We start from the raw sequence: 21,144 nt of genomic DNA, 5'->3' as shown, positions 1-21,144 counted from the left end.
TATGATCATAGGGGAATAGACCTTAAAGAAAGGGGACTTAATCCTATGAATTTACAATCTACTACAACGTTGAACAATGGCATCCAAATGCCAAGAGTAGGTCTTGGTGTTTATAAGATGGAAGAGGGAAGCGATGTGAAAGAGGCGGTTCTCTCAGCGGTCGATATTGGTTATCGTAGTATCGATACAGCTTCTTTCTATAAGAATGAAGAGGGTGTAGGTCAAGCAATTAAGGAGACATCTGTTCCCCGTGAAGAATTGTTTGTCACAACAAAAGTTTGGAATGATGAGCAAGGGTATGAAGAGACTTTAGCTGCTTTTGACCGAAGTATGGAGAAGCTTGGCCTTGAATATCTGGATCTTTATTTAATCCATTGGCCTGTACCAGGGAAATACAAAGAGACGTGGAAAGCGTTAGAGAAGTTATATAAGGATGGCAAGGTAAAAGCGATTGGCGTAAGTAACTTTCTAGAGCATCATTTGGAAGATCTGCTTGAAGATGCTGAAATTAAACCTGTCGTTGATCAGGTTGAACTTCATCCACGTTTAGCTGAGCCTGCTCTTAGAGATTTCTGCACGCACCGTGATATTAAGGTGGAAGCATGGTCTCCACTGGCTCGTGGAAGATATTTTGATGATGAAGTATTACAGAACCTGGCTAAGAAGTATGGTAAAACACCAGCTCAGATTATCTTGCGCTGGGACGTGCAACATGGGATTATCACAATACCGAAGTCCACGAAACCCCATCGTCAAAAAGAAAATGCAGCTATCTTTGATTTCGAGTTAACATCTGAAGAGATGAAACAAATTGATGAACTGAATACAGGGGAGCGAAACGGAGCTCACCCGGATGAGTTTGATTATAATAGCTAATATAATTTGAGCCACTTTTGTATACAAAAGTGGCTCTTTCAATTATTTGATGATCCCATGGCGGACGATTCTGGTTTTTACATTCGTATCAACGCTTATGTCCGACATTAACTTTCGCCATTCCCCTTTTTCTTTTAAAGGACGCTCTTTATTGTATATTTGACCAAAGCCAATAGGATCTACCTGATTTTCTTTAAACACTTCTACTACACTTTTGATTTCATCTTCAATTAAGGAAGCGAATTCTTCCTCTAACAGTTTAACAACCTTAGGGTCTTGGATTTTTAAGTCATCTGAAATCTCTAGAATTCGTCCTTCAAGTGTAATATCAAGATTGAAACTTAAGGAATCAGGTGAATTGAGCACTAACTGACTTTTACTTTTAATCTCATCAAATGTTACGAACATCTGGTCAATTTCTTCGTGATTTCGATTGGACTTGAAGTAAGGTTTAAATTTCTCCCGCGGCAAGCCAACTTCTAAATGCCCTGCCTCAAAACGAGATTCAATGAGTTTTAAGTAGAACCCTTTTTTAACCGGTAGTTTTCCGACCATTCGATCATCTTGCATTAGAGCCAGGTGACGCAATACTGGCTTACCATCCTCAAGGTTTAGCATTGGTAGAATCGGATCTCGTCCCAAGTCGTAATAATCGTGCTGAAATTGGTGAAGGGTGCTATAAGGGAGGACTTCATTTTGGATATTTTTCTCAATCATACTGTTTAAGTAGTTCCCGATATCAGCTGCATCCTCCATTTTATTGGACGAAAGGATCGCTTTAGCATCTTCCTCTGCAATAGTCATATATAATAAATCGGAAACTGCTGCATCACGTGCGAGTGTATCAGTAACTCTCATAATCCCTTTTTCAGCTAGCTGGGAACCGAATACAGCAAGTCGGAGTTGGCCTGAGACGAGTTGTTTACTTGATTTTAAATTAGCATCTTGGCGAATACCCTTAGCTGAATTTGCACGACTCGTAATAATTTGAGAAACGCTATTCGCATTCGGGTCAAATTGAAAGAAAATCAGCGTTCCTTCTAAGAATCCTTCCTCTAGTAAATCATATCCAATTACCGTTATGATCCCGAGTCGTTCAATATATTTTCTTTCTACACATCCCGTAAGAAGGACGAGGACACAAAGAATACATATAAGTTTTTTCATTGTGAGGTTCCTCGCTTTCTGCGGATATAGTTCTTAAGTAAAACGATAGGTAAGAGAACAAGCGGATAAACAAAAGCAATATAAAAGCCCAATGTTGCTACCATATCAGTGAAATAATTAATCTGTAGGCGATCTTGGAATAGAATGGTTCCCAAGAATAGAAGGGCTGCTAACATATATAGGACTTGTTTTTGCCTTAATCCATAAATTCGCTTGAACGTATGCGTACATAGCCACATAGCTGTTACCATATTCGGTAAAATAACCATCATCCATAATCCCACGGCGATAATGTCAAACCGTTCAGCAAAAGAGAATTGAATGATTTTAAACATAGAAAGTGTAGGCCAAATCAACCGTTCCAATTGAGGACCACTAAAGTATCCAATTGTTATTACGACAACAGCTAAGGTAAGGATAGTTGTGCCCCAAACAGCTTGTTGAGCAGCTAAATGAGCTTTTTGCTTGTTTTGAACGTAAGGGTACACAAACAATAACGCTTCAAACCCAATGAGAGAGTATGTGGACTTATATGCTCCTTTGATAATGTCTGTATAAGAAGTTCCCATAATTGGAAGGAAATGATTCCACTCCATTAAGGTGATTGGTTTATATAAAACAGCTAAAAGCCAAACCGTTCCAACAAAGAATAAAAACGAAACCCCGACGATTACCCGTATACCTCCAAGGACCGCATACACCACAAGAGACAATAAGAAAAAACACACCAGCCATGTTGGGATGGTTGGAAATAAGAATACCTGAACGACTTCAATATAATTAAGTAGCAGTGTAATCATAAAGCCAAAGAAATATAGTGCAGCGACAGTCCCTAGGAATTTCCCAATGATTCTTCCGAAGATATCTACTTGAATGCCCGGGAGGTCAGCACTCTCATATTGCTGCAAAATCCTGCTCATACAAAATACGCTAATACTCATCCAGATCCCCGCTACTATAATAGAGATCCAGGCGTCTTGCTTTGCCTGGCTGTATACGTGTGTGGAAACCCCCATAATTCCTGAACCAACTTGAACAGTGTGAATCAGGAAGAAGAGGTAAAACGCTTTGATTTGTAAACCTACTGGTACTTGAAGTTGTATTTTCATAATGTATCCCTACTCATCAATATCTCTTTTCTTCTTCGCTTCTTTCTGGGAGAACTTCACTGGTTTCTTCGTTTCATTTACAGTAGGGCGCCTATTCGATCTGGACCACGGCAGACGAACAATCGAATTATCGAGGTCTGCGAAATGGAACGGATACAGAGGAGATAAGTACGGCGTACCGAGTGAAGATACCTTCAGTAAATGAATAATCAGAAATGATAATCCAAGGAAAATCCCTAAGAGTCCCCACAAACCAGATAAAATAATCATGGGGAAACGAATGACTCGAATGGCTCCTCCCATCATATAACTTGGTGCCGTGAAAGAAGCCAAGGCGCTCAATGCTACTACGATAATTAAAATATTACTTGTGAATCCTGCTTTAACAGCCGCCTGACCTAGTACAATACCTCCCACAATACCCATTGTCTGACCAACTTTGGTAGGTAATCGAGCTCCAGCCTCGCGGAGTAACTCGATTAATAGCTCTAAGAGCAATGCCTCAAAAACAGGCGGGAATGGTACGTTTGCCCTGGATTGGCCAAGTGAGACAAGAAGGGAAGAAGGAATAACTTCTACGTGAAACGATAAAGCAGCTACATATGCAGGTGTTAATAAGATCGATAGGAACATGGCTACTAAACGCATAATACGAAGAAAAGTACCGATATTCCATCTGAAATAAATATCTTCTGTTGATTCTAAAAAACTAAATAAAGTAGCGGGTGTTATGAGCACGGTAGGGCTTTTATCTACCATAATCCCAACTTTCCCGTTAATAATGGAATTACAGAACCGGTCTGGGAGTTCTGTCGTTAACAGCTGAGGAAAGATGCTCGTGGACCGATCTTCAATCAATTGTGCCACCACATTACTATCCATTACGTCATTCACATCTAAATCTTCCAGCCGCTGGCGAACGGTGTTGACTAAGTCGTCATTTGAAATATTTTTAAGATATACAATACGAATTTCAGTAGGAATCTCTTTTCCTATAATTAACTTCTCTGTTTTGAGTTCTGGAGTATCTAAGCGCCACCTAATAATATTGAGGTTCGTAACCATAGACTCTGTGAAAGCAATTTGGGGACCTAGCACAAGCGACTCGTTCTCTGCTCGTGATACTGCACGCCTTGCTTGTTCTGGGATGTAATACGTAAGAGGTTGCTCGTCTTCTTCTACATAAATGCCGACACCGCCTTGGATGAGCTCTTTTGCTACAGATATAAGAGTGTCATGTAAAGTGCTAGAAGCGAGAGGTACCTCATTTTGGATCATCTTCGCATCCCATGTTTTATCTTGAGAAGCAAGGAGTGTATCTAATATGCTTCTGTGTAGCTGTTCTTTATTTATTTGATACGTGAAGTAGAAGACTATAATCCGTTTCTGACCTAGAGTATAAGTAGAAAAGTTTAAGTCCGGACTATCCTGTAACATGGAGGATAGCTGTTTCTTTAACTCTTCAATCGTACATGGGAATGTATCACTTGCCTTTTTTTTCTTCTGAACAGAACGGCGCATTTAGACCCTCCTTTTTATCGAGCATTTTTTGTTAGTATAAGGAGAATTCCATAATTTATAAGGTGTAAAGAAAAAAGATTCTTTGAACCTCAAGAGGTCCGGTGAGGGATTTTGCGCTCACAATACATAGGAATGTTCGTTTTCTCAGATACTAACTGAACAAAAACGAATCCAGAAGAAAAGGGCGAGGTCGCGATGAGCCTGCAATTAATTGAAGCTTATATTCCTGATAAACATTTCGACAAAGTTAATGAGAAATTACAAGAACAGCCTCACACCTCTTATTGGGTGTCGAGTGAGTCAGAAGAGAGGATGCTTATTCGCATCTTAGTAGACTCAGATGAAGTGGAAGAGATCTTAAATTATTTAGAAAGTGTATCAAATGTTGTAGACGGATTTGAAACGATGCTGATTCCGGTTCGAACGTATTTATCACGCCAAACGTTAAATAGTGAAAGTGAAGAAGAGACCACACAAGAAGATGCGGACGAGGAAGAAAAGCAAATTCTTCTTCGAGCAAGCCGCCAAGAACTTATATCATTTGTAGAGCGTAATAGTGTCACGACATTGAATTATTCTCTTATGATCTTCTTCTCTGCCGTAGTTGGTTCGATGGGATTTATTAAAGATAGTGATGCAGTCGTGATTGGATCAATGGTTATTGCTCCTTTAATTGGTCCGGTTATTGCAACGGCTTTCGCTGCTATTCTTGGAGATTACAAATTGCTTGGGAAGGCAGCTTTAACTTCTTTTGTAGGGGTAGGCATTGTAGTAGTGATGGCTATTCTTTTCAACTTTATCTTTCATATGAGTGGAGAGTCATCCCAATATACTTCTAGGACGGGAGTGACTGGGTCTGATTTCTTTTTAGCCCTTGCAGCTGGAGGAGCAGGTGCCATTGCTACGTTGAATCGAAAGGCTGGAAACTTAGTTGGAGTGATGGTCGCAGTAGCCCTCTTACCTCCTAATGTTGCACTTGGAATGTCGATTGGGAAAGGGTTGTGGGGAGAGGCGTATGGTTCTTTCCTGCTTGTGACGGTCAATATTATGTGTATTTTACTTTCAGCCGTTATCGTTTTCTCTTTGGCAGGTATTCGTCCTGTGCGTTGGAAAGAAGTTCAGCGTGCTAACGTATCCAGGTCTTTGTCCATTGTATTCGTACTCATTATTGTCGCCTCTTTAGTAGGTGTCATTTTCCTGGGAGAGGGCGTTCCTTTGCAGTAATATTAAATTGAGCTGTCATAAACTTGAGAGTAATTCATATAGTTAAAAAGAAAATCGTGGAAAGTTATTGACTTAAGATTTTGAAAATTATATACTTTAAACACTATTTATGAAAGGGAGGTCACATCAAAATGAACAAACGTAAAATTGTAATTATGATTGCCATGAATATGAATAATTACGTGACCTCATCCTTCTCGTAAAAAGATTCCGGACTTAAGGTATCTTTTTGTTCATTTTGAGACGTTTTAGAGGTTACGACAAGATCGTAGCCTCTTTTTTTTGTGCCTTTAGCACATACGTTAAGAGCCTAACGTATGTGCTTTTTTGTGTTTAATGAGGTTTAGCAGCTTGTCTGCTTCATCTATATAAAAAACTTAGGAGGCGTTCATTATGAAAAGAAACATTCGTATGTATGGATCAAAGCAGGAGATGGAAGGCGGCTAACAAACGAATAAGAGGAAAGTTGGTGACAAGATGTTTTCGGTTTTAGGCAAATTAAATTGGTTCTTTAAAGAGTATTGGATCAGGTATTCAATTGCTATCATTTTATTAGTCTTTGTGAGTGCCATTGATATTCTACCCCCGAAATTAATCGGAGCAGCTATTGATGGAATTCAGTTTGAAACGTTAACAAGAGAGAAGTTAACAGAGTTGATTGCTTGGTATTTAATGATTCTCATAGTGAGTTATGTTGTTTCATACTATTGGGGCTTTTTATTATTTGGTGGAGCCATGATTTTAGAACGAAAGAAACGTTCTAATTTAATGCAACACTTCCTGGCTATGACGCCAACGTTTTTCGGCAAATACCGAACAGGAGACTTAATGGCGCGGTCTACAAATGATTTGAAAGCGATCTCAATGACAGCTGGGTTTGGAATATTAACATTAGTAGACTCGACTTTTTTCATGGTGATGATCGTAGGTGTGATGATTTTTACGATTAGTTGGAAGCTTACACTCGCAGCTCTTATACCGTTGCCCATTATGGCTCTAATGATGAATCGATATGGCAAGACGATTCATGAACGATTCACGAAAGCGCAAGATGCGTTTGGGGATATGAATGACAACGTACTCGAGTCCGTAAGAGGTGTGCGGGTAATCCGTGCCTTCGTCCAGGAAAGGGAGGATGAAGAACGGTTCCGTAATATGACGCATGATGTGTATAAGAAAAATGTCGAAGTTGCCAAGATCGATGCGATGTTTGAACCTACGATTAAAATTCTTGTAGGGCTTTCTTATACAATTGGGCTCGGATACGGAGCTAGTCTTGTGTTTGAAAATGTTATTACGCTTGGCCAGCTTGTTTCGTTTAATGTTTACCTTGGGATGTTGATCTGGCCGATGTTTGCTGTTGGAGAACTGATTAATGTCATGCAACGGGGGAATGCCTCCCTTGACCGAGTAAACGATACGCTTGGCTATGAAGCTGATGTGAAAGACCCGGAACATCCTAAGCATGTACCAATGCCAAGTATTGTCCATTTCGATCACGTTACGTTTCGGTATCCGGATACTGATCGGGATCAGTTACAAGATATTAATCTAACGGTGAAGCGTGGTTCTACCATTGGAGTTGTGGGGAAAACAGGTTCTGGGAAAACGACACTTTTCCGTCAGTTGTTGCGTGATTACTCTGGGATGAAAGGACGTTTAACCGTAGCAGGCACCCCACTTGAGGAAATTTCCCTTGAAGCTTCAAGAGGATGGATTGGGTATGTTCCTCAGGATCAGATCCTTTTCTCTAAAACGGTCCGGGAGAATATTCAATTCGGTCAAGACAACGCAACGGATGAGGAGATCGAGCGAATTCTGGAGCTGGCTTATTTGAAAAAAGATATTGATAACCTCCCTAAAGGACTCGATACGAAAGTCGGTGAGAGTGGTGTTACCTTATCTGGAGGGCAAAAACAGCGTGTCTCCCTGGCGAGAGCTCTTATTATGGACCCTGAGATCCTGCTTTTAGATGACTCAATGTCGGCTGTTGATGGTAAAACAGAAGCGAACATTATTCAACATTTAAAAGAAGAACGGAAGGATAAGACGACATTTATAGCTGCTCACCGTTTGTCAGGCCTACAACATGCTGATGAAATTATCGTTCTTGAAGATGGGCGTATCACAGAGCGTGGCACCCATGAAGAACTCATGAGCGAAGGTGGATGGTATAAGGATCAGTTCACCAAACAGCAAATGAACCAAGAGGAGGTGGATGACCAGTGAAGCCTTCGACAGAGAAACGGTTGTTTCAATATGCGCTAACGAGTAAGAAGACGATTTTAATTGGCCTCTTGTGCCTGGCAATTGCTGTCGCGCTTGAATTAACGGGCCCCTTTATTGCTAAACGCTTAATAGATGAACACATACTAGGGATTGAAGCGAACTGGGTTCAGGTTGAAGAGAATGATGATCGTCACGTTGTTTCTTATCAGGGTGAACTTTATAAGAGGGAAGATCGTCTGAAATCAGAGGATGAAACAGGAGACATTGCTACGATTCTGCAAGTAGGGAAGTCTTATTATTTCATACCATCTGACGTTCCGACATCGGGGAAAAAATCGATTGAAGATGGATCGATTACAGTCTCAAATGGTAATGATACCGTGACGGCTTCAGCATCTGAAATGAGTCGGGGAGAACTGTATGGTTTCTTCAAACCTGAGACTCAAGCGATTACCTGGCTTCTTGTGTTGTATGTGGGGCTGTTGTTGATTGCTGCTGTATTTCAATATGGGCAGACGTACTTGCTTCAAATCTCATCCAATCAAATTATTAAACGGATGCGAAATGATATCTTCTCTCATATACAGCGTGTTCCGATTGATTACTTTATTAATCGGCCAGCTGGAAAAATCGTAGCTCGTGTGACAAATGATACAGAAGCTATCCGTGAGCTTTATGTAAAGGTTCTGGCTACATTTGTAACAAGCGCTATTTATATGACGGGAATCTACATTGCGTTATTTCTATTAGATCCAAAACTTGCTTCTCTTTGTTTACTGCTGATTCCGATTATGTTCTTATGGATGAAGTTGTATAAGACGTATGCTGGAAAGTACAACCTAGTTATTCGTTCAACAATCAGTGATCTGAACGGGAATATTAATGAGGCCATTCAAGGAATGCCGATCATTCAAGCATTCCGTCGTCAGAAGCAAGTGACAGAAGAGTTTGAAATAATGAATGAGAAGCACTACACGTATCAAAAGAAGTTGTTAAAGTTAAATTCGTTAACATCTTTTAACCTAGTTAATGTGCTGCGAAACCTCGCTTTTGTAGCGTTTATCTGGTATTTTGGCGGGGCTTCGCTTGGGGTTGGTTCGATTGTAACAGCAGGTGTGTTATATGCATTTGTAGATTATCTCAACCGTTTATTTCAGCCTGTCATTGACGTAGTCAATCAACTAGCTCAGCTCGAACAGGCACGAGTGGCTGCAACGAGAGTGTTTGAATTGATGGACCACGATGGAGAGGTCGTTCAATCTGATCCGATAGAACGGTATAATGGAAATATTGCTTTTGAGGACGTAAGCTTTGCTTATGAAGCGGATGATTACGTCTTAAAGAATATTACCTTTCGTGCAAATTCAGGGGAAACGGTGGCGTTTGTCGGCCATACGGGATCTGGAAAGAGCTCTATTATGAACCTTTTATTCCGTTTTTATGATCCGCAGAAAGGTTCAATCACAATTGATGGAATGGAAACAAGACAGTTATCTAGGCAACAAGTACGCAGTCACATGGGGATCGTATTACAAGATCCGTTTCTGTTTACGGGGACCCTTTTGTCGAATGTGACAATGGGTGATCCCTCTATATCCAGGGAAAAAGCGATTGAAGCTCTAAAAGCGGTAGGGGCTGACACGTTTATCGAAAAGTTACCTCACCAATACGATGAGCCTGTGAAAGAGAAGGGAAGCACACTCTCTGCCGGGGAGCGTCAGCTTATTTCCTTTGCAAGAGCTTTAGCATATGATCCAGCAATACTCATTTTGGATGAAGCTACGGCGAATATTGATACGGAAACGGAAAGCATGATCCAAAATGCCTTGCAAGTCTTAAAGAAAGGACGAACGACACTTGTAATCGCTCACCGGTTGTCTACGATTCAACAAGCAGACCAGATTCTTGTGCTGGATCACGGCCGGATTGTGGAGCAAGGGAATCACGAAACTCTACTTCAACATAACGGAATTTATCAACAAATGTATCAAATGCAACAAGGCAGACTGGAACAAGCAATCATTTCGTAGCATAATAAGAAGTAGACGCCGAAGCGTCTACTTCTTTTTTTGAGGGAACAGACACACTTTAACACAGTAGAGTAACGCATGGTGTCTGGCACCCTTTAGTACGTTAAAGGGGGGGCGAGCATGAACGAGGATGACAAGAATAGAGATGGCGCGGCTGATATAATTGATGCCGACTTATATGAAGATATTGATGATGAAGAAATGAAAGCGATATTAGATGAAGAACGAGCAAAGCGACGGGAGAAGCGTGAAGAAGGAGAAGAAGAAAAACCAAAACGACCATTTCCTAAATGGGCGTTTTGGCTGATTGCAGCTATGATGACAATTAATATTGTTGGTATTTTACCGAAAACATTCTCTCTACCTGCTGTTGATTTCCTAGTGAAGTCCGCTGAACTTATGACCAATCCCGATATAGATCGTTACCAGGAATCCGTTGTTGTTATTGAATCAGGTCAGTCAAAGGGGACAGGATTTTCAATCTCTGAGGATGGATATATCATTACAAATGCACACGTAATCGATAATGAGATGCCTATTACAGTAGCATTTGAAGATGAGGGCCTGTATGGCGGAGAAGTCATTCAAACCTTTGAGGATGTAGACCTTGCCTTATTGAAAGTAGAGCCAAATGAAGGTGAGTCCTTGCCTTATCTTCCCCTTGCCGATGAAACGATATTTGAAAAACGTGAGCATGTGTTCTTTATCGGGAATCCACTGCGTTTTAATGGAATTGCGAATGAAGGTGAGGTTATTGGTTATCGAGACTTAAGTGATTGGGAAAGACAAGTTCTCATGCTTGATGCACCTATATATCACGGCAACAGTGGGAGTCCTGTTATAACAGAGGATGGATATGTCATTGCTGTAATCTTTGCAACTCTTAAGGATCAATCGCATGGGAAAGTTGGCTTGGCTGTGCCGATCACGTATTTCCACGAAAAGATTAAGAACATAGATGAACCAATTTCCCTTCCTTCCTCAGAAGACTGAATCGTTTGAGTTTTGTTCTCTAGTGGTACATAGATAGTAGAAAGTCGATACTACTAGAGAGGTGACAAACGTTGTTATTAAAAGGAAATTTACTAGAGAAATTTCATCTGGATGCCAAAGACGGAGAACTTGGTAAAATCAAGGATCTGTACTTCGACGATAAGAAATGGGCACTTCGCTATGTGGTCGTCGATACACGCAAATGGTTACCGGGGAGAAAAGTTGTCTTATCTCCTGCAAGCATTAAAGAGATCAACGTAGGAGATCAGCTTGTTCATATGGATAATGATAAAGAATCAATACGTAACTCTCCAACAATAGAAGAAGAAGCTCCAGTATCTCTACAAAAAGAACAAGAAATGGCGAATTATTACGGTTGGTTTCCGTACTGGAAAGGTGACTCCTTGTGGGGAACCACAGGAGCCCCGGAAATGGTTGGATCTGATATGGCCCAGGAAACACCGACTGTAACTGAAAATGAATTTAATGAAGAAGCCAACCATCACCTTAGAAGTATGAATGAAATAAAAGGTGACGAAGCAGGGTATCAAATAGAAGCTGTTGATGGAAGAGCTGGTTTTATTGAAGACTTCATCATTGAAGACCAGTCGTGGGGCATTCGCTATGTTGTAGTCAAAACAATCGACAAGCTAGGCGGAAAACGAATTCTCCTTTCACCAGATTGGATGGAAACGATAGATTGGGGAAAGAAAAGCATCCCTGTTGATTTGGATTATAAGCGAATCCAAGATGCACCAGAATACGACCCGGAACAACCTGTAACACGTAACGAGGAAGAGAAGATCTACCAAGCGTTCCAAAAACCAAAATATTGGCAATAAGTGAAAACCCTCTAAGTTTTTATAAGACTTAGAGGGTTTTTATTGTTTTTCCATATAAGCCTCTTATTTGGATGGCTCGAAGTTGAAAGAATTCAGCTGAAAGGGGCCGTTACGTTTATGAGTGCATGGGCTTGCTCGGGGACAACTCGCTTTCCTGCGGGGAGCTGGGAAGCCTCCTCAAACGCTTTCGCTCTCTGCGGGGTCTTCCCTAGCTCCTCTCCCCGCGGGAGTCTCGCAGTCCCCGAGCAAGCCCTGGCTTTTAAGGAGGAGAACGGCCCTGCAGTTCGCATCAGGAGTTCTGATGTAATCTTATATGGCATGTTTTCGATCATCCTTGTATGGCAAAGGTGGGCCTGGAAACTGCGAGACTCCCGTGGGCTGAAGAGCTTAGGTGAGACCCCGGAAGCCGGCTTGCCGGATGAGGAGGCTCACCAGCTCCCCACAGGAAAGCGAGTGGTTTCCAGGCCTACCTTACACTCAACTAAAGTTAACGGAAACATTCTCAGATACGAGTATTCAAGATTACCTATTCTTGAACAACCTCTCCCCTTCCCACTCTCATTTCATCGCTCGTTCTATGTGTAATAAAGGAAAATACTCTACTTTTCTCCTAATCATTCAGGTAGCCTCTCGCTGTAGGGGTGTAAGAATATGGTTAGAATCTACTGTAGATAAAGGTCGAAATATGTTGTATGATACCCATATTGATTAAGGCTAAACCCGCGCCATGATAGGAAATTCATGGCTTGATTATGACATTAAGTGAAATGTTTTTGTAACAAAACTGCAAAAAAGATCTCAAAAACACCCAAAAAAAGATCAACCAAAGCGAAATTTATAATAGCTGGAGGTGAAGAGGGTTGATCAGACGTCTGTGGAAAAAGGAAAAGGATGGGTCACTAGAAGAACAAGTAGCACTTGTTCAAGAAGGTGATGAAGAGCTTCAAAACCATCTTATTAAAAAATATCAACCTTTTATCGCCAAAAGTGTATCAGAAGTATGTAAAAGATATATAGATCCTACAAAAGATGATGAGTTCAGTATTGGTTTAATGGCTTTTAATGAAGCGATGCATTCCTACTCAGCTGATAAAGGAAGTTCATTTCTTTCCTTTGCTAAACTTGTAGTTAAGCGTAAAGTCATCGACTATATTCGTTATGATCGGAATAATCCTGTAGTAGCTTCTTTAGATCAGGAGTATGAAGATGATGAGCAAATGGAAAACCCTCAAGAGGTTAAAGCTGCTAAGGAACGTTACCAATCTGAAACAGAAAGCTGGTACCGTCGCATTGAAATACAGGATTTCAGTGAAAAGTTGAAAGAGTTTAAACTCTCATTTCAAGAACTTACAGAGGTGGCACCTAAGCACCGTGATGCACGAGAATCAGCCATCCACGTGGCGCGTACGGTTTATCACCATGAAGAAATGAAAACATTCGTGCTTGAAAAACGAAAGCTCCCTATGAAACAACTGATTAATGAAGTTGAAGTAAGTAAGAAGACACTTGAACGGAACCGAAAGTTTGTTTTAGCTATTTTCATCATTTTGAATGAGGATTACGTATATTTGAAAGATTATATCAAGGGGGTGGGCCTGTGAAAAAAGGGGTTGTCATGGAACAACACCGACGATATACCATCGTAATGACGAGTGAAGGTACCTTTTACAAAGCTAAAGCCATTCATTCTTCCCAACCTGGAGATGAAGTTTCATTTGAGCCGTTACCAGAGCGTAAGGAACTTGGTCAGGTATTCCCTGATGTATTGAAACCAAATGTTCGTTTTATCGCTATGGTTGCAGCACTCTTGATTGCGATTCTTCCTCTTTATTCTTGGATTGATTCAAATCGAGCGTATGCTTATGTCAACATTGAAATGAATCCAAGCATTGAGATGAAGGTTAATAACAAGATGAAAGTCATCGAGATGATGCCGCTCAATGATAAAGCTAACCTAATTGTTGAGAAGGTTACGGATTGGGAGAACAAAGCTGTTGAGAAGGTTACGTTTACCGTCATAGAAACAGGCAAAGAGATTGGTCTTATAAACGAGAAAAAGAGTGTTATGATTGGCGTGAGTCATGAAAGCACGGTTCGACAAGAGGAAAACGTTCTTCAAACTATTGATCACTACTTCCAAAATCATTCGGTAACAGGTATGAATATTGCGACGTTCGCCGTACCTAAATCGATACGTGAACAAGCAAAAAATGATGGGAAATCGATGAACGAGATGCTTGCTCAATCGTTCCAATTATCCCAGTCTAAAAATATGGAGAGTGATCAAACCATTCAGATGTCCGAGAATGAAGTCAAAGCGTTTGAAAGTTTTTATAATAAAGCTCAAGTAGAAGCGCCTGATTCATCATCTGAAGAAGAATCGACTCAAGAAAATGAACCGAAACCGTCATCGAATGATGAAAAACAAGAAGAAAAAGAACAAAAAGAACAACCAAAGCAACAACCTGAACCTCAAACGAAGAAAGAACTCGAACCATCTACCCCTTCTACAGATCCAGTGAATCCTGCTGGTAAAGAAAAAGGGTGGGCGAAACAAGAGAAGCAAAAGGAAGATCCGCCTGGGAAAAGCGTGGGTCTTCCTTCCGATCTTGTATCGAAAAAACAAGAAATCATTCAAGAGCTACCACCAGGTTTACAGAAAAAAGTTCAGTCTTATAATGATTGGAATTCATTGCCCCCAGGTATCAAGAAACGTGTCTTGGATATCTATCACTCATTGGATAGCCAAGAAACAAAAGATAAGCATAAATCTAATGGTAAGAGTGAAAAGAAGCGCAATAATGACGGCAAAGGCAATGGCAGTAACAACGGCAATGGTAAAGGCAATAGCCATAATAACAATAACGGGAATGGCAAAGATAAGTAGAAGTAATGGACATAGAACGAAAAAGAACAGATGAGAAGGACTTCTTTTAAGGCGGAAAGTGGGAACGCCTTAGAAGAAGTCTTTTTTTAGTATGTGTGGATTTAGAAGGATAGCCTATCAAAAAGTAGGCAACGTGTGGGAATTTGGGTATGCTAGTAAAAAAGGAGTGTTGAATCTTGTCTAATTCTAAACTAGGAGTTCAAGATGGAAAATTAGCTGCGTGCCCTTCTTCGCCAAACTGTGTTTCGACTCAGGCAGAAGATGCTTCAAAGAAAATGGAGCCTCTGCCTTTTAAACAGACACGTGAGGAGACAAAGGCAAAATTAAAAACCATTCTAGAAGAATATGGTCGCGTATCGATAGAGGAAGAAAGAGAAGATTACATTCATGCAACGTTTAAAACAAAGATTCTGCGTTTTACGGATGATGTTGAATTTTATCTTGATGAATCAGCGAAAGTAGTCCATTTTCGCTCGGCTTCACGAATAGGATATTCAGACCTTGGCAAAAATCGTTCGCGTATGGAAGAAATTCGAGAATTATATAATCAATAACAGAAAAGTCTCTATTTTAGAGGCTTTTTTCCTATTTTATCTCTTTTTTCTGTAACGGTGTTTTCCTGGTAATTTACATAATAGTATAATGAGTAAGGCTTTTACATTATCTACGAATCTGTGAAACCTTTTCCTCATATATTCGTAGAAACTACTATTAACCATTTTATCAGGAGGACAGAAAGGGAGAGATACATGAGCAATCATCAGCAAGCGAAAAAGGGCGTTAACAAGTGGCTTGTTACGCTCTTAACGATTGTCGTAATTGGAGCTTTTGGTGCTACGGCGTACGGAATGTTACAAGATTCAAACCCGATGACGATGTACATGAAAGCTCAGAAGAATACGATGGAAGACCAGATGGAGCGTATGGAAGAGTACACAGGAAGTAATAAAGAAATTTATGACCGTCAGCTAGAAGAAGCTTATGAGACGGATGGAAATGTAACGATGGATCTTAAAGTAGATGGGCAACAAATTCAACAAGCTTTCCCTCAAATGGGGATGATTCAAGGAATTCTTTCCACGCTGAAATTAGAGTATAATTCAAAGATTAACCCAGAATCAAAAGAAACGTTTGCAAGTGCTGATTTAACGATGCAAGGTAACAGCATTGCTAACGGTAACTTTTACCAAAACAAAGAAACTGCGGCTGTACAAGCACCGTTTGTATACGATCAGTACTTTGCGCTTGGTAATGATGAACTAGGTGCATTTGTAGAACGTATGGGCGAGTCAAGTGAAGGTCTTAATGAGCTTCCGAACATAGCGGAATATTCTCAAATGCAACTGACCGCTGAGGAAACAGAAGAAATCGTTAGAGATTATGTACTGACTTTAGGGAAACAGTTAAACGAAGAACAGTTCTCTCTTAATGAAGGTGCTACTTTTGAAGGAGAGAAATACGATAAAGTAACCGTAGAGATTAGTGAAGAAGAAGCGCATGATATGCTTGTTGCTGTTCTTGAGCAGTTAAAAGAAGATGAGCGCATTTGGGACATCCTTGACCAACAAGCAGCTCTTCAGCAAGGGGTCAACTCTGTATCTGGAGAAGATATGAAAGCTGATATAAATCAAGCGATCGAAAATGTTGATTCCATCAAGATTCCTGGTGGTATTACGATCGAAGCGTATCTTAAAGACGATTTAGTCGCTCACCAAACATGGAACATGGCTCTTCAACCAGAAAATGAAGAGAAAGTGGCAATGGAGATCACAAGTGATTATGTTAAAGAGGACGAAGACCGCTATACTAGCACTGTAGACATGAAGTTTATGCCAGAGAGCCAAGAGGGTGCGTTTACCTTTAGCTATAAAGAAGACGGAAAATCGAGTAAAGATGGAATGCATATAGACCACACTATTGGCGTGAAATCAGACATGCCTTCTGAAACATTCGATATGACCCTCGTTTTAAATTCTGATCTTACAGAAGAAGGTTCTAAAACAGACTTCAATGTTGAACTAACTGGTGATATGTTTGAACAACAACCTATCCCAAGCATTTCTGGATTTGTGAATATGAAGACGACTGAAGAAGGGGAAGACAGCTTCAATCGCAAGGTCGATTATGGTCTTAACCTTAGTATGAATGATCCAATGATGGGAGACATGGCAGCTGATATCGAACTGAATGTTGAACAGAACATCACGTTCTCTGATGACCTATCATTCCCTGAGTTAAAAGAAGGAAATACAGTACGTGTAATGGATCAATCTGATCAGGAATTACAGCAGATTGGGCAAGAGATCGAGGGTAATTTCCAACAGCACATTGGTTCACTATTAGGTGGGTTTGGTGGCTTAGGTGGATTCTAAGTTGTGAAATCTGACCGTATTAAAGGAGGCAGACCGTATGAATGGGTTCTCGTTATGGAGATATGAAATGAGGGCAACCGTTCGTCGGCCTGCCCCTCTTTTTTTATCTTTTTTTATTCCACTTGCCATTATACTTATCGCATTCTTAAGCATCCAAAGTTTCTTTCAAGATGAAGAGAAACAGATTCAAGCTGCGATTGTAGATCATGACCAAACGTTTGAAACGAAATCTCTCGTCAATCAATTATCAGAAGAGGAGCGGATGAAGCGTGCTCTCCGATTAGAGCCCATGACAACGAAAGAAGCACTTAAAGCGTTTGAGCGTGGGGATATTGCCGGGATTATGACCATTCCAAAGGGGTTCACGAAGAGTCTTCGTGTCGGGGAAAATGAGCCGATTACCGTCATGACAAATCAAGACAAGCCTCTTGATTCAACGATGTTGACTGTTCTGCTTGAAAGTGGTGCCAAGTACATCTCTGCATCTCAAAGTGCCGTGAACGCGGTATATGATTTACATATTAAACAATTACCAAGAGACGAACGGAATCAGAAACTACAAGAAGCAATTGTGACATTTACGCTTTTTGCTTTAGATCGGAATGAAGCTTTTGAAGAAGAGAGAGTGATCAGCGGAGCGAGTGTGGGGTGGAAGACTCATGCCATTATCGCTATAGTCTTTATCTTTATAATGTTCTTCACGATCTTGTATCAAGCTCTAGATGGCGGCACCGATTCTACCTCTATGAGTAGGAGGTGGAGGATGGTGAACCTTACCTTCATGCATCAGGTCATTGTTAAACAACTTAAATGGTGGCTCGTACTCCTCGTTGTGCTAGAGGTTAGTGTGGCAAGCATTGCATTTATGAATTTCCCTGTCCACTATTCAATAGGTCTTCACGTAGGTCTGTTGATCGTGGCGCTATGGTTATCTGCATTCGCTGCTTGCTTGTATGGATTGAATGTCCCGCCAAGCGTCAGGTCACTCGTTTTAGTGAGCATTTCTGTTATTGGGATGATCAGTGCAGGAGCGATTGTTCCTGAGATTTATTTGCCTGAGTGGCTTTACCAAAAGGGAACCCCATTTGCATTAACTTATGACGTGTTCCGTATAGCATTTGTGGAGGATAGTTACGGTATGCCATATAAGGGATTGGTCCTATGGGGGACTGCGTTCAGTTCTCTAGCGCTTTTAGTTGGGTTCAGGAAGGAGAAACGGGATGCTTACGTATCTGTCTTTACATCTAAATAAATGGAAGAAACGTCCTGGTCTCGCGCTTTTCATACTTTTATTCCCGCTACTTGTGACCATTTTATCTTATCCTTTCTTTCAAAAAGCGGCTGAAGAAACAGCCGTCCCAGTGGCGATTGTTGATGAGGATGAGAGCTTATATTCAACAACCGTATTGAAGCGAGTAAAGGAAGCGGATCGACTTCGCGTGATATCCATGAGTTCCTCTGAGGCAGAGAAAGGTGTGCGAAAAGGGGAAATTGAGGCTGCGTTTATTATAAAGAAAGGGTTCCAAGATACGCTTCAAAATGGAGAAATCGAAGAAACCATTACATGGGTTCGTTCTAATGAATCAACGCTTGATGTCTTTGCGAAAGAAGCCATAGGGGCAGAGTTAATGAGGATTTCGTTAAATGCCAAAGCGGGGAACACACTAGAACAAAGCTCTTCTGTTTCGTTTGAAAAAGGGTTTCAATATGCTGATCAGTTTTGGGAGCCTGACCCTTTGTTTCAGATGGATTTTAAGAAGAGATCCTCTGAGGCTCTTGCTCAAGAACCATATACTCTTGCTTCGTGGCAAATGGTCACTATAGAGTTGTACTTTCTTTATGCTTGGGTTGTGGCCATTTTGTTCTTGAAAACTTTAGTTGCAGACCAACGCACAGGGCGACTTCAGCGCATTATGATTACTCAACATACTACCTTCTCTTATTTTGCGGGCCATTTCCTAGTAATGGTTGTAATGAGTCTTGGTCTTTTCCTTCCTGCCACGATTGCGTTATTCTTTCTCTCCACTGCGCCACTTCCGTTCATTGCAGAATGGAGTGCATGGGCTGTGGTTGTGTTGGGAACGACTCTTGTTATTACGTGGTTCTTTTTCATGGGACTAGGGCGTAAAAGGTGGACCGTTATAGTACTCATAGTGCTAGCATTAGGATCTTTTACATTGACTGCTGCAGACATTGGTTTGACTTTAGCGTGGCCTCATAGCTGGCTTGTTCATAAGCCGTAACCGAAAGGAGGGGAAGAAAGTGATTCAATTTCATGATGTGTCTAAACGGTACAAGAGAAAAAATATTCTTAATCCATTTTCCCTCACAGTGAAGGAAGGGAGTTCTGTAGGGATTATTGGACCAAATGGCGCAGGAAAATCTACGTTTTTGAAATTAGTTGCCTCATTAGAAAGACCATCAAAAGGAACGGTATCTTTCTCCGGCGAACCTTATGAAAAGGCAATCCGGCGTGTTCGCGCTGAAATTGGATACGTTCCCCAGGAGATCGCCCTCTATGAAGAACTGACTGTTAAAGAACAGTTATCATTCTGGAAAAAACTAGAGCCTGTAGGAGTGGAAGAGGCCTTTATAGATGAAATGGTTCAAACGCTGCGTCTAGACGAAGTATGGGATCAGCGGATCGACCGTCTTTCAGGGGGATGGAAGCGGAAGGTGAACATTTGTGTTGGAATGTTAAAGAACCCTTCCATATGTTTGTTGGACGAACCAACAGCTGGTGTGGACTTAGCTGCGAAAGAAGATATCATTGGCTGGCTTCGGAAACTTCATCAGGAAGGTAGAACACTTCTCTATATTAGCCACGACTGGTATGAGTTAAGGCAATTAAGTGATGAATATATGGTATTTGCTTCAGGTAAGCCGGTTTTCCAAGGAAGCGAGAGGCGGTTATTAGAAGAAAAAGCCAACTTAATGAATTCCTATAAAGAAGATCATGAACTCACGCGTATTCTCCAATATGTATAAATACAGAAAGGCTCTCTTGCTTAAGCAAGAGAGCCCTTTTTTGAGCCGCTCCTCCAGTACTTCAATTCCGTGTAATGAGCAATCGCTTACCATCTGGAACCCTTACAGCATGAAAGAGTGGCAATCAGAATTTTGAATGAAGGATTATGTTTAGTGAACGCCTTCATGGAATGGCTCCGTTTGTGATGCGAAGCGTACTCTTAATATGAGCACGTGGCAGCTACTTCATGAGTGGAAATTTTTTCGTCCGGTTTGAATTTTCGTTTTAGGTGCGTTTGGTGTGTTCAAATCACTATTCTCTTGCTCCACTAATGCCGTAGAAAAATAATTGGAGTATTTCTTCAGTGAATTGCTGCGTGCTTTGTTTATCCTGGGAAAATTCACTGTGGCTGCGCATAGTTTGGTTGTACATATTAATGTAAAACATAATGATATTCCCAGATAAAGATTGATCCACTACGCCTTCTTCTTTGCCTTGTTCAATCAGTTTCATGAACAAAGGAATAGAGTGGTTTTGAGCAAATTCATTAGCGAATTTCTTAATTTCTGGTTGGTTTGACATCAGGGTTTGGATGAAATCGAGGTCAAAGTTCAGCATATCTGTTGTTTTCGATGTTATAATATGACGAATTTTTTCTTTAAAAGAAAGAGAGGAGTCCTCTATTAATTCCTGAAATGTCTTCAGGCGTTCAAAACCAAACGATTTAACGGCTTCAAGCAAAAGTTGATCTTTGCTCCCGAAATAATTGTAGATGGTTACTTGGGACACTTGGGCAGACTTAGCGATTTCCTGGATACTCACTTTCTGAACGCCATATTTAGAGAACAGCTCAAAAGCTGTATTTAAAATTTTCTTCTTCTTTAGTTCTGTTCTTCGTTCAAAACCATTCATTGGCTCCACCTCTT

Annotated in this window: 17 protein-coding genes; 13 read left to right on the top strand and 4 right to left on the bottom strand. The window is 40.8% G+C overall.

Annotated elements, in window-relative coordinates:
• Positions 1-45: 45 nt before the first annotated feature.
• Positions 46-876 (top strand): aldo/keto reductase, encoded by an 831-nt coding sequence (locus N780_RS15175; RefSeq protein ID WP_036786022.1) that lies wholly within the window; start codon positions 46-48, stop codon positions 874-876.
• Between the two features lie 42 nt (positions 877-918).
• On the opposite strand, the gene N780_RS15170 is transcribed toward N780_RS15175, so the two are convergent.
• From N780_RS15170 to N780_RS15160, 3 genes are read right to left on the bottom strand one after another with little or no spacing between them, the layout of a single operon-like run.
• On the bottom strand, positions 919-2,043 hold the full coding sequence (locus N780_RS15170) for a Ger(x)C family spore germination protein (protein ID WP_036786019.1): 1,125 nt from the start codon (positions 2,041-2,043) through the stop codon (positions 919-921).
• The gene (locus N780_RS15165) at positions 2,040-3,152 is read right to left on the bottom strand and encodes a GerAB/ArcD/ProY family transporter (RefSeq protein WP_036786015.1); all 1,113 of its coding nucleotides are present in this window, start codon (positions 3,150-3,152) and stop codon (positions 2,040-2,042) included. The genes N780_RS15170 and N780_RS15165 overlap by 4 nt, the downstream gene beginning before the upstream one ends.
• Before the next feature lie 9 nt (positions 3,153-3,161).
• Positions 3,162-4,673 (bottom strand): spore germination protein, encoded by a 1,512-nt coding sequence (locus N780_RS15160; RefSeq protein ID WP_052115112.1) that lies wholly within the window; start codon positions 4,671-4,673, stop codon positions 3,162-3,164.
• 195 nt (positions 4,674-4,868) lie between these two features.
• On the opposite strand from N780_RS15160, the gene N780_RS15155 reads away from it, so the two are divergent.
• From N780_RS15155 to N780_RS15095, 12 genes are all read left to right on the top strand, one after another.
• Positions 4,869-5,897, top strand: a complete 1,029-nt coding sequence (locus tag N780_RS15155; RefSeq protein ID WP_036786011.1) for a TIGR00341 family protein — start codon at positions 4,869-4,871, stop codon at positions 5,895-5,897.
• A gap of 477 nt (positions 5,898-6,374) precedes the next feature.
• Complete coding sequence (locus N780_RS15150; protein WP_036786007.1) at positions 6,375-8,126, top strand: ABC transporter ATP-binding protein; 1,752 nt, start codon at positions 6,375-6,377, stop codon at positions 8,124-8,126.
• A complete protein-coding gene (locus N780_RS15145) occupies positions 8,123-10,156 on the top strand; it encodes an ABC transporter ATP-binding protein (protein WP_036786005.1) in 2,034 nt (677 codons plus the stop codon). Before N780_RS15150 ends, N780_RS15145 begins: the two co-directional genes overlap by 4 nt.
• Before the next feature lie 120 nt (positions 10,157-10,276).
• Positions 10,277-11,149 carry a S1C family serine protease gene (locus N780_RS15140; RefSeq protein ID WP_036786002.1) on the top strand — a complete coding sequence of 291 codons (873 nt, stop codon included), beginning with the start codon at positions 10,277-10,279 and terminating at the stop codon, positions 11,147-11,149.
• A gap of 71 nt (positions 11,150-11,220) precedes the next feature.
• Positions 11,221-11,991, top strand: coding sequence for a PRC-barrel domain-containing protein (locus N780_RS15135; protein ID WP_036785999.1), 771 nt, complete (start codon positions 11,221-11,223; stop codon positions 11,989-11,991).
• An 860-nt stretch (positions 11,992-12,851) separates the two neighbouring features.
• Positions 12,852-13,592: an RNA polymerase sigma factor SigI gene (gene sigI, locus N780_RS15125; protein WP_036785994.1), complete on the top strand. Its 741-nt coding sequence runs from the start codon at positions 12,852-12,854 to the stop codon at positions 13,590-13,592.
• Positions 13,589-14,878, top strand: coding sequence for an anti-sigma factor domain-containing protein (locus N780_RS15120; protein ID WP_036785991.1), 1,290 nt, complete (start codon positions 13,589-13,591; stop codon positions 14,876-14,878). Before sigI ends, N780_RS15120 begins: the two co-directional genes overlap by 4 nt.
• Before the next feature lie 176 nt (positions 14,879-15,054).
• Complete coding sequence (locus tag N780_RS15115) at positions 15,055-15,432, top strand: DUF1499 domain-containing protein (RefSeq protein WP_198135870.1); 378 nt, start codon at positions 15,055-15,057, stop codon at positions 15,430-15,432.
• Between the two features lie 195 nt (positions 15,433-15,627).
• Complete coding sequence (locus N780_RS15110) at positions 15,628-17,250, top strand: DUF6583 family protein (RefSeq protein WP_036785984.1); 1,623 nt, start codon at positions 15,628-15,630, stop codon at positions 17,248-17,250.
• Positions 17,251-17,287: 37 nt separating this feature from the next.
• Positions 17,288-18,502 (top strand): ABC transporter permease, encoded by a 1,215-nt coding sequence (locus N780_RS15105; protein WP_036785981.1) that lies wholly within the window; start codon positions 17,288-17,290, stop codon positions 18,500-18,502.
• Entirely contained in the window at positions 18,471-19,493 is a 1,023-nt protein-coding gene (locus tag N780_RS15100; RefSeq protein ID WP_036785978.1) for an ABC transporter permease, read from the top strand. The genes N780_RS15105 and N780_RS15100 overlap by 32 nt, the downstream gene beginning before the upstream one ends.
• 19 nt (positions 19,494-19,512) lie before the next feature.
• On the top strand, positions 19,513-20,238 hold the full coding sequence (locus N780_RS15095) for an ABC transporter ATP-binding protein (protein ID WP_036785973.1): 726 nt from the start codon (positions 19,513-19,515) through the stop codon (positions 20,236-20,238).
• 292 nt (positions 20,239-20,530) lie between these two features.
• Here N780_RS15095 and N780_RS15090 read toward each other — a convergent pair whose 3' ends face one another.
• The gene (locus N780_RS15090; protein WP_036785970.1) at positions 20,531-21,130 is read right to left on the bottom strand and encodes a TetR/AcrR family transcriptional regulator; all 600 of its coding nucleotides are present in this window, start codon (positions 21,128-21,130) and stop codon (positions 20,531-20,533) included.
• Between the last annotated feature and the right edge of the window lie 14 nt (positions 21,131-21,144).

This window comes from Pontibacillus chungwhensis BH030062, assembly GCF_000770675.1.
GTDB lineage: Bacteria > Bacillota > Bacilli > Bacillales > BH030062 > Pontibacillus > Pontibacillus chungwhensis.
The sequence above is the reverse complement of the archived record's forward strand: the minus strand, read 5'-3'. Positions and strand labels throughout refer to the sequence as shown.

Bases quoted from the DNA above. Each gene is read 5' to 3' on its own strand.
- N780_RS15160 (WP_052115112.1), bottom strand. From the start codon at position 4,673: ATGCGCCGTTCTGTTCAGAAGAAAAAAAAGGCAAGTGATACATTCCCA.
- N780_RS15110 (WP_036785984.1), top strand. From the start codon at position 15,628: ATGAGCAATCATCAGCAAGCGAAAAAGGGCGTTAACAAGTGGCTTGTT.
- N780_RS15155 (WP_036786011.1), top strand. From the start codon at position 4,869: ATGAGCCTGCAATTAATTGAAGCTTATATTCCTGATAAACATTTCGAC.
- N780_RS15150 (WP_036786007.1), top strand. From the start codon at position 6,375: ATGTTTTCGGTTTTAGGCAAATTAAATTGGTTCTTTAAAGAGTATTGG.
- N780_RS15175 (WP_036786022.1), top strand. From the start codon at position 46: ATGAATTTACAATCTACTACAACGTTGAACAATGGCATCCAAATGCCA.
- N780_RS15105 (WP_036785981.1), top strand. From the start codon at position 17,288: ATGAATGGGTTCTCGTTATGGAGATATGAAATGAGGGCAACCGTTCGT.
- N780_RS15140 (WP_036786002.1), top strand. From the start codon at position 10,277: ATGAACGAGGATGACAAGAATAGAGATGGCGCGGCTGATATAATTGAT.
- N780_RS15165 (WP_036786015.1), bottom strand. From the start codon at position 3,152: ATGAAAATACAACTTCAAGTACCAGTAGGTTTACAAATCAAAGCGTTT.
- N780_RS15170 (WP_036786019.1), bottom strand. From the start codon at position 2,043: ATGAAAAAACTTATATGTATTCTTTGTGTCCTCGTCCTTCTTACGGGA.
- N780_RS15090 (WP_036785970.1), bottom strand. From the start codon at position 21,130: ATGAATGGTTTTGAACGAAGAACAGAACTAAAGAAGAAGAAAATTTTA.
- N780_RS15100 (WP_036785978.1), top strand. From the start codon at position 18,471: ATGCTTACGTATCTGTCTTTACATCTAAATAAATGGAAGAAACGTCCT.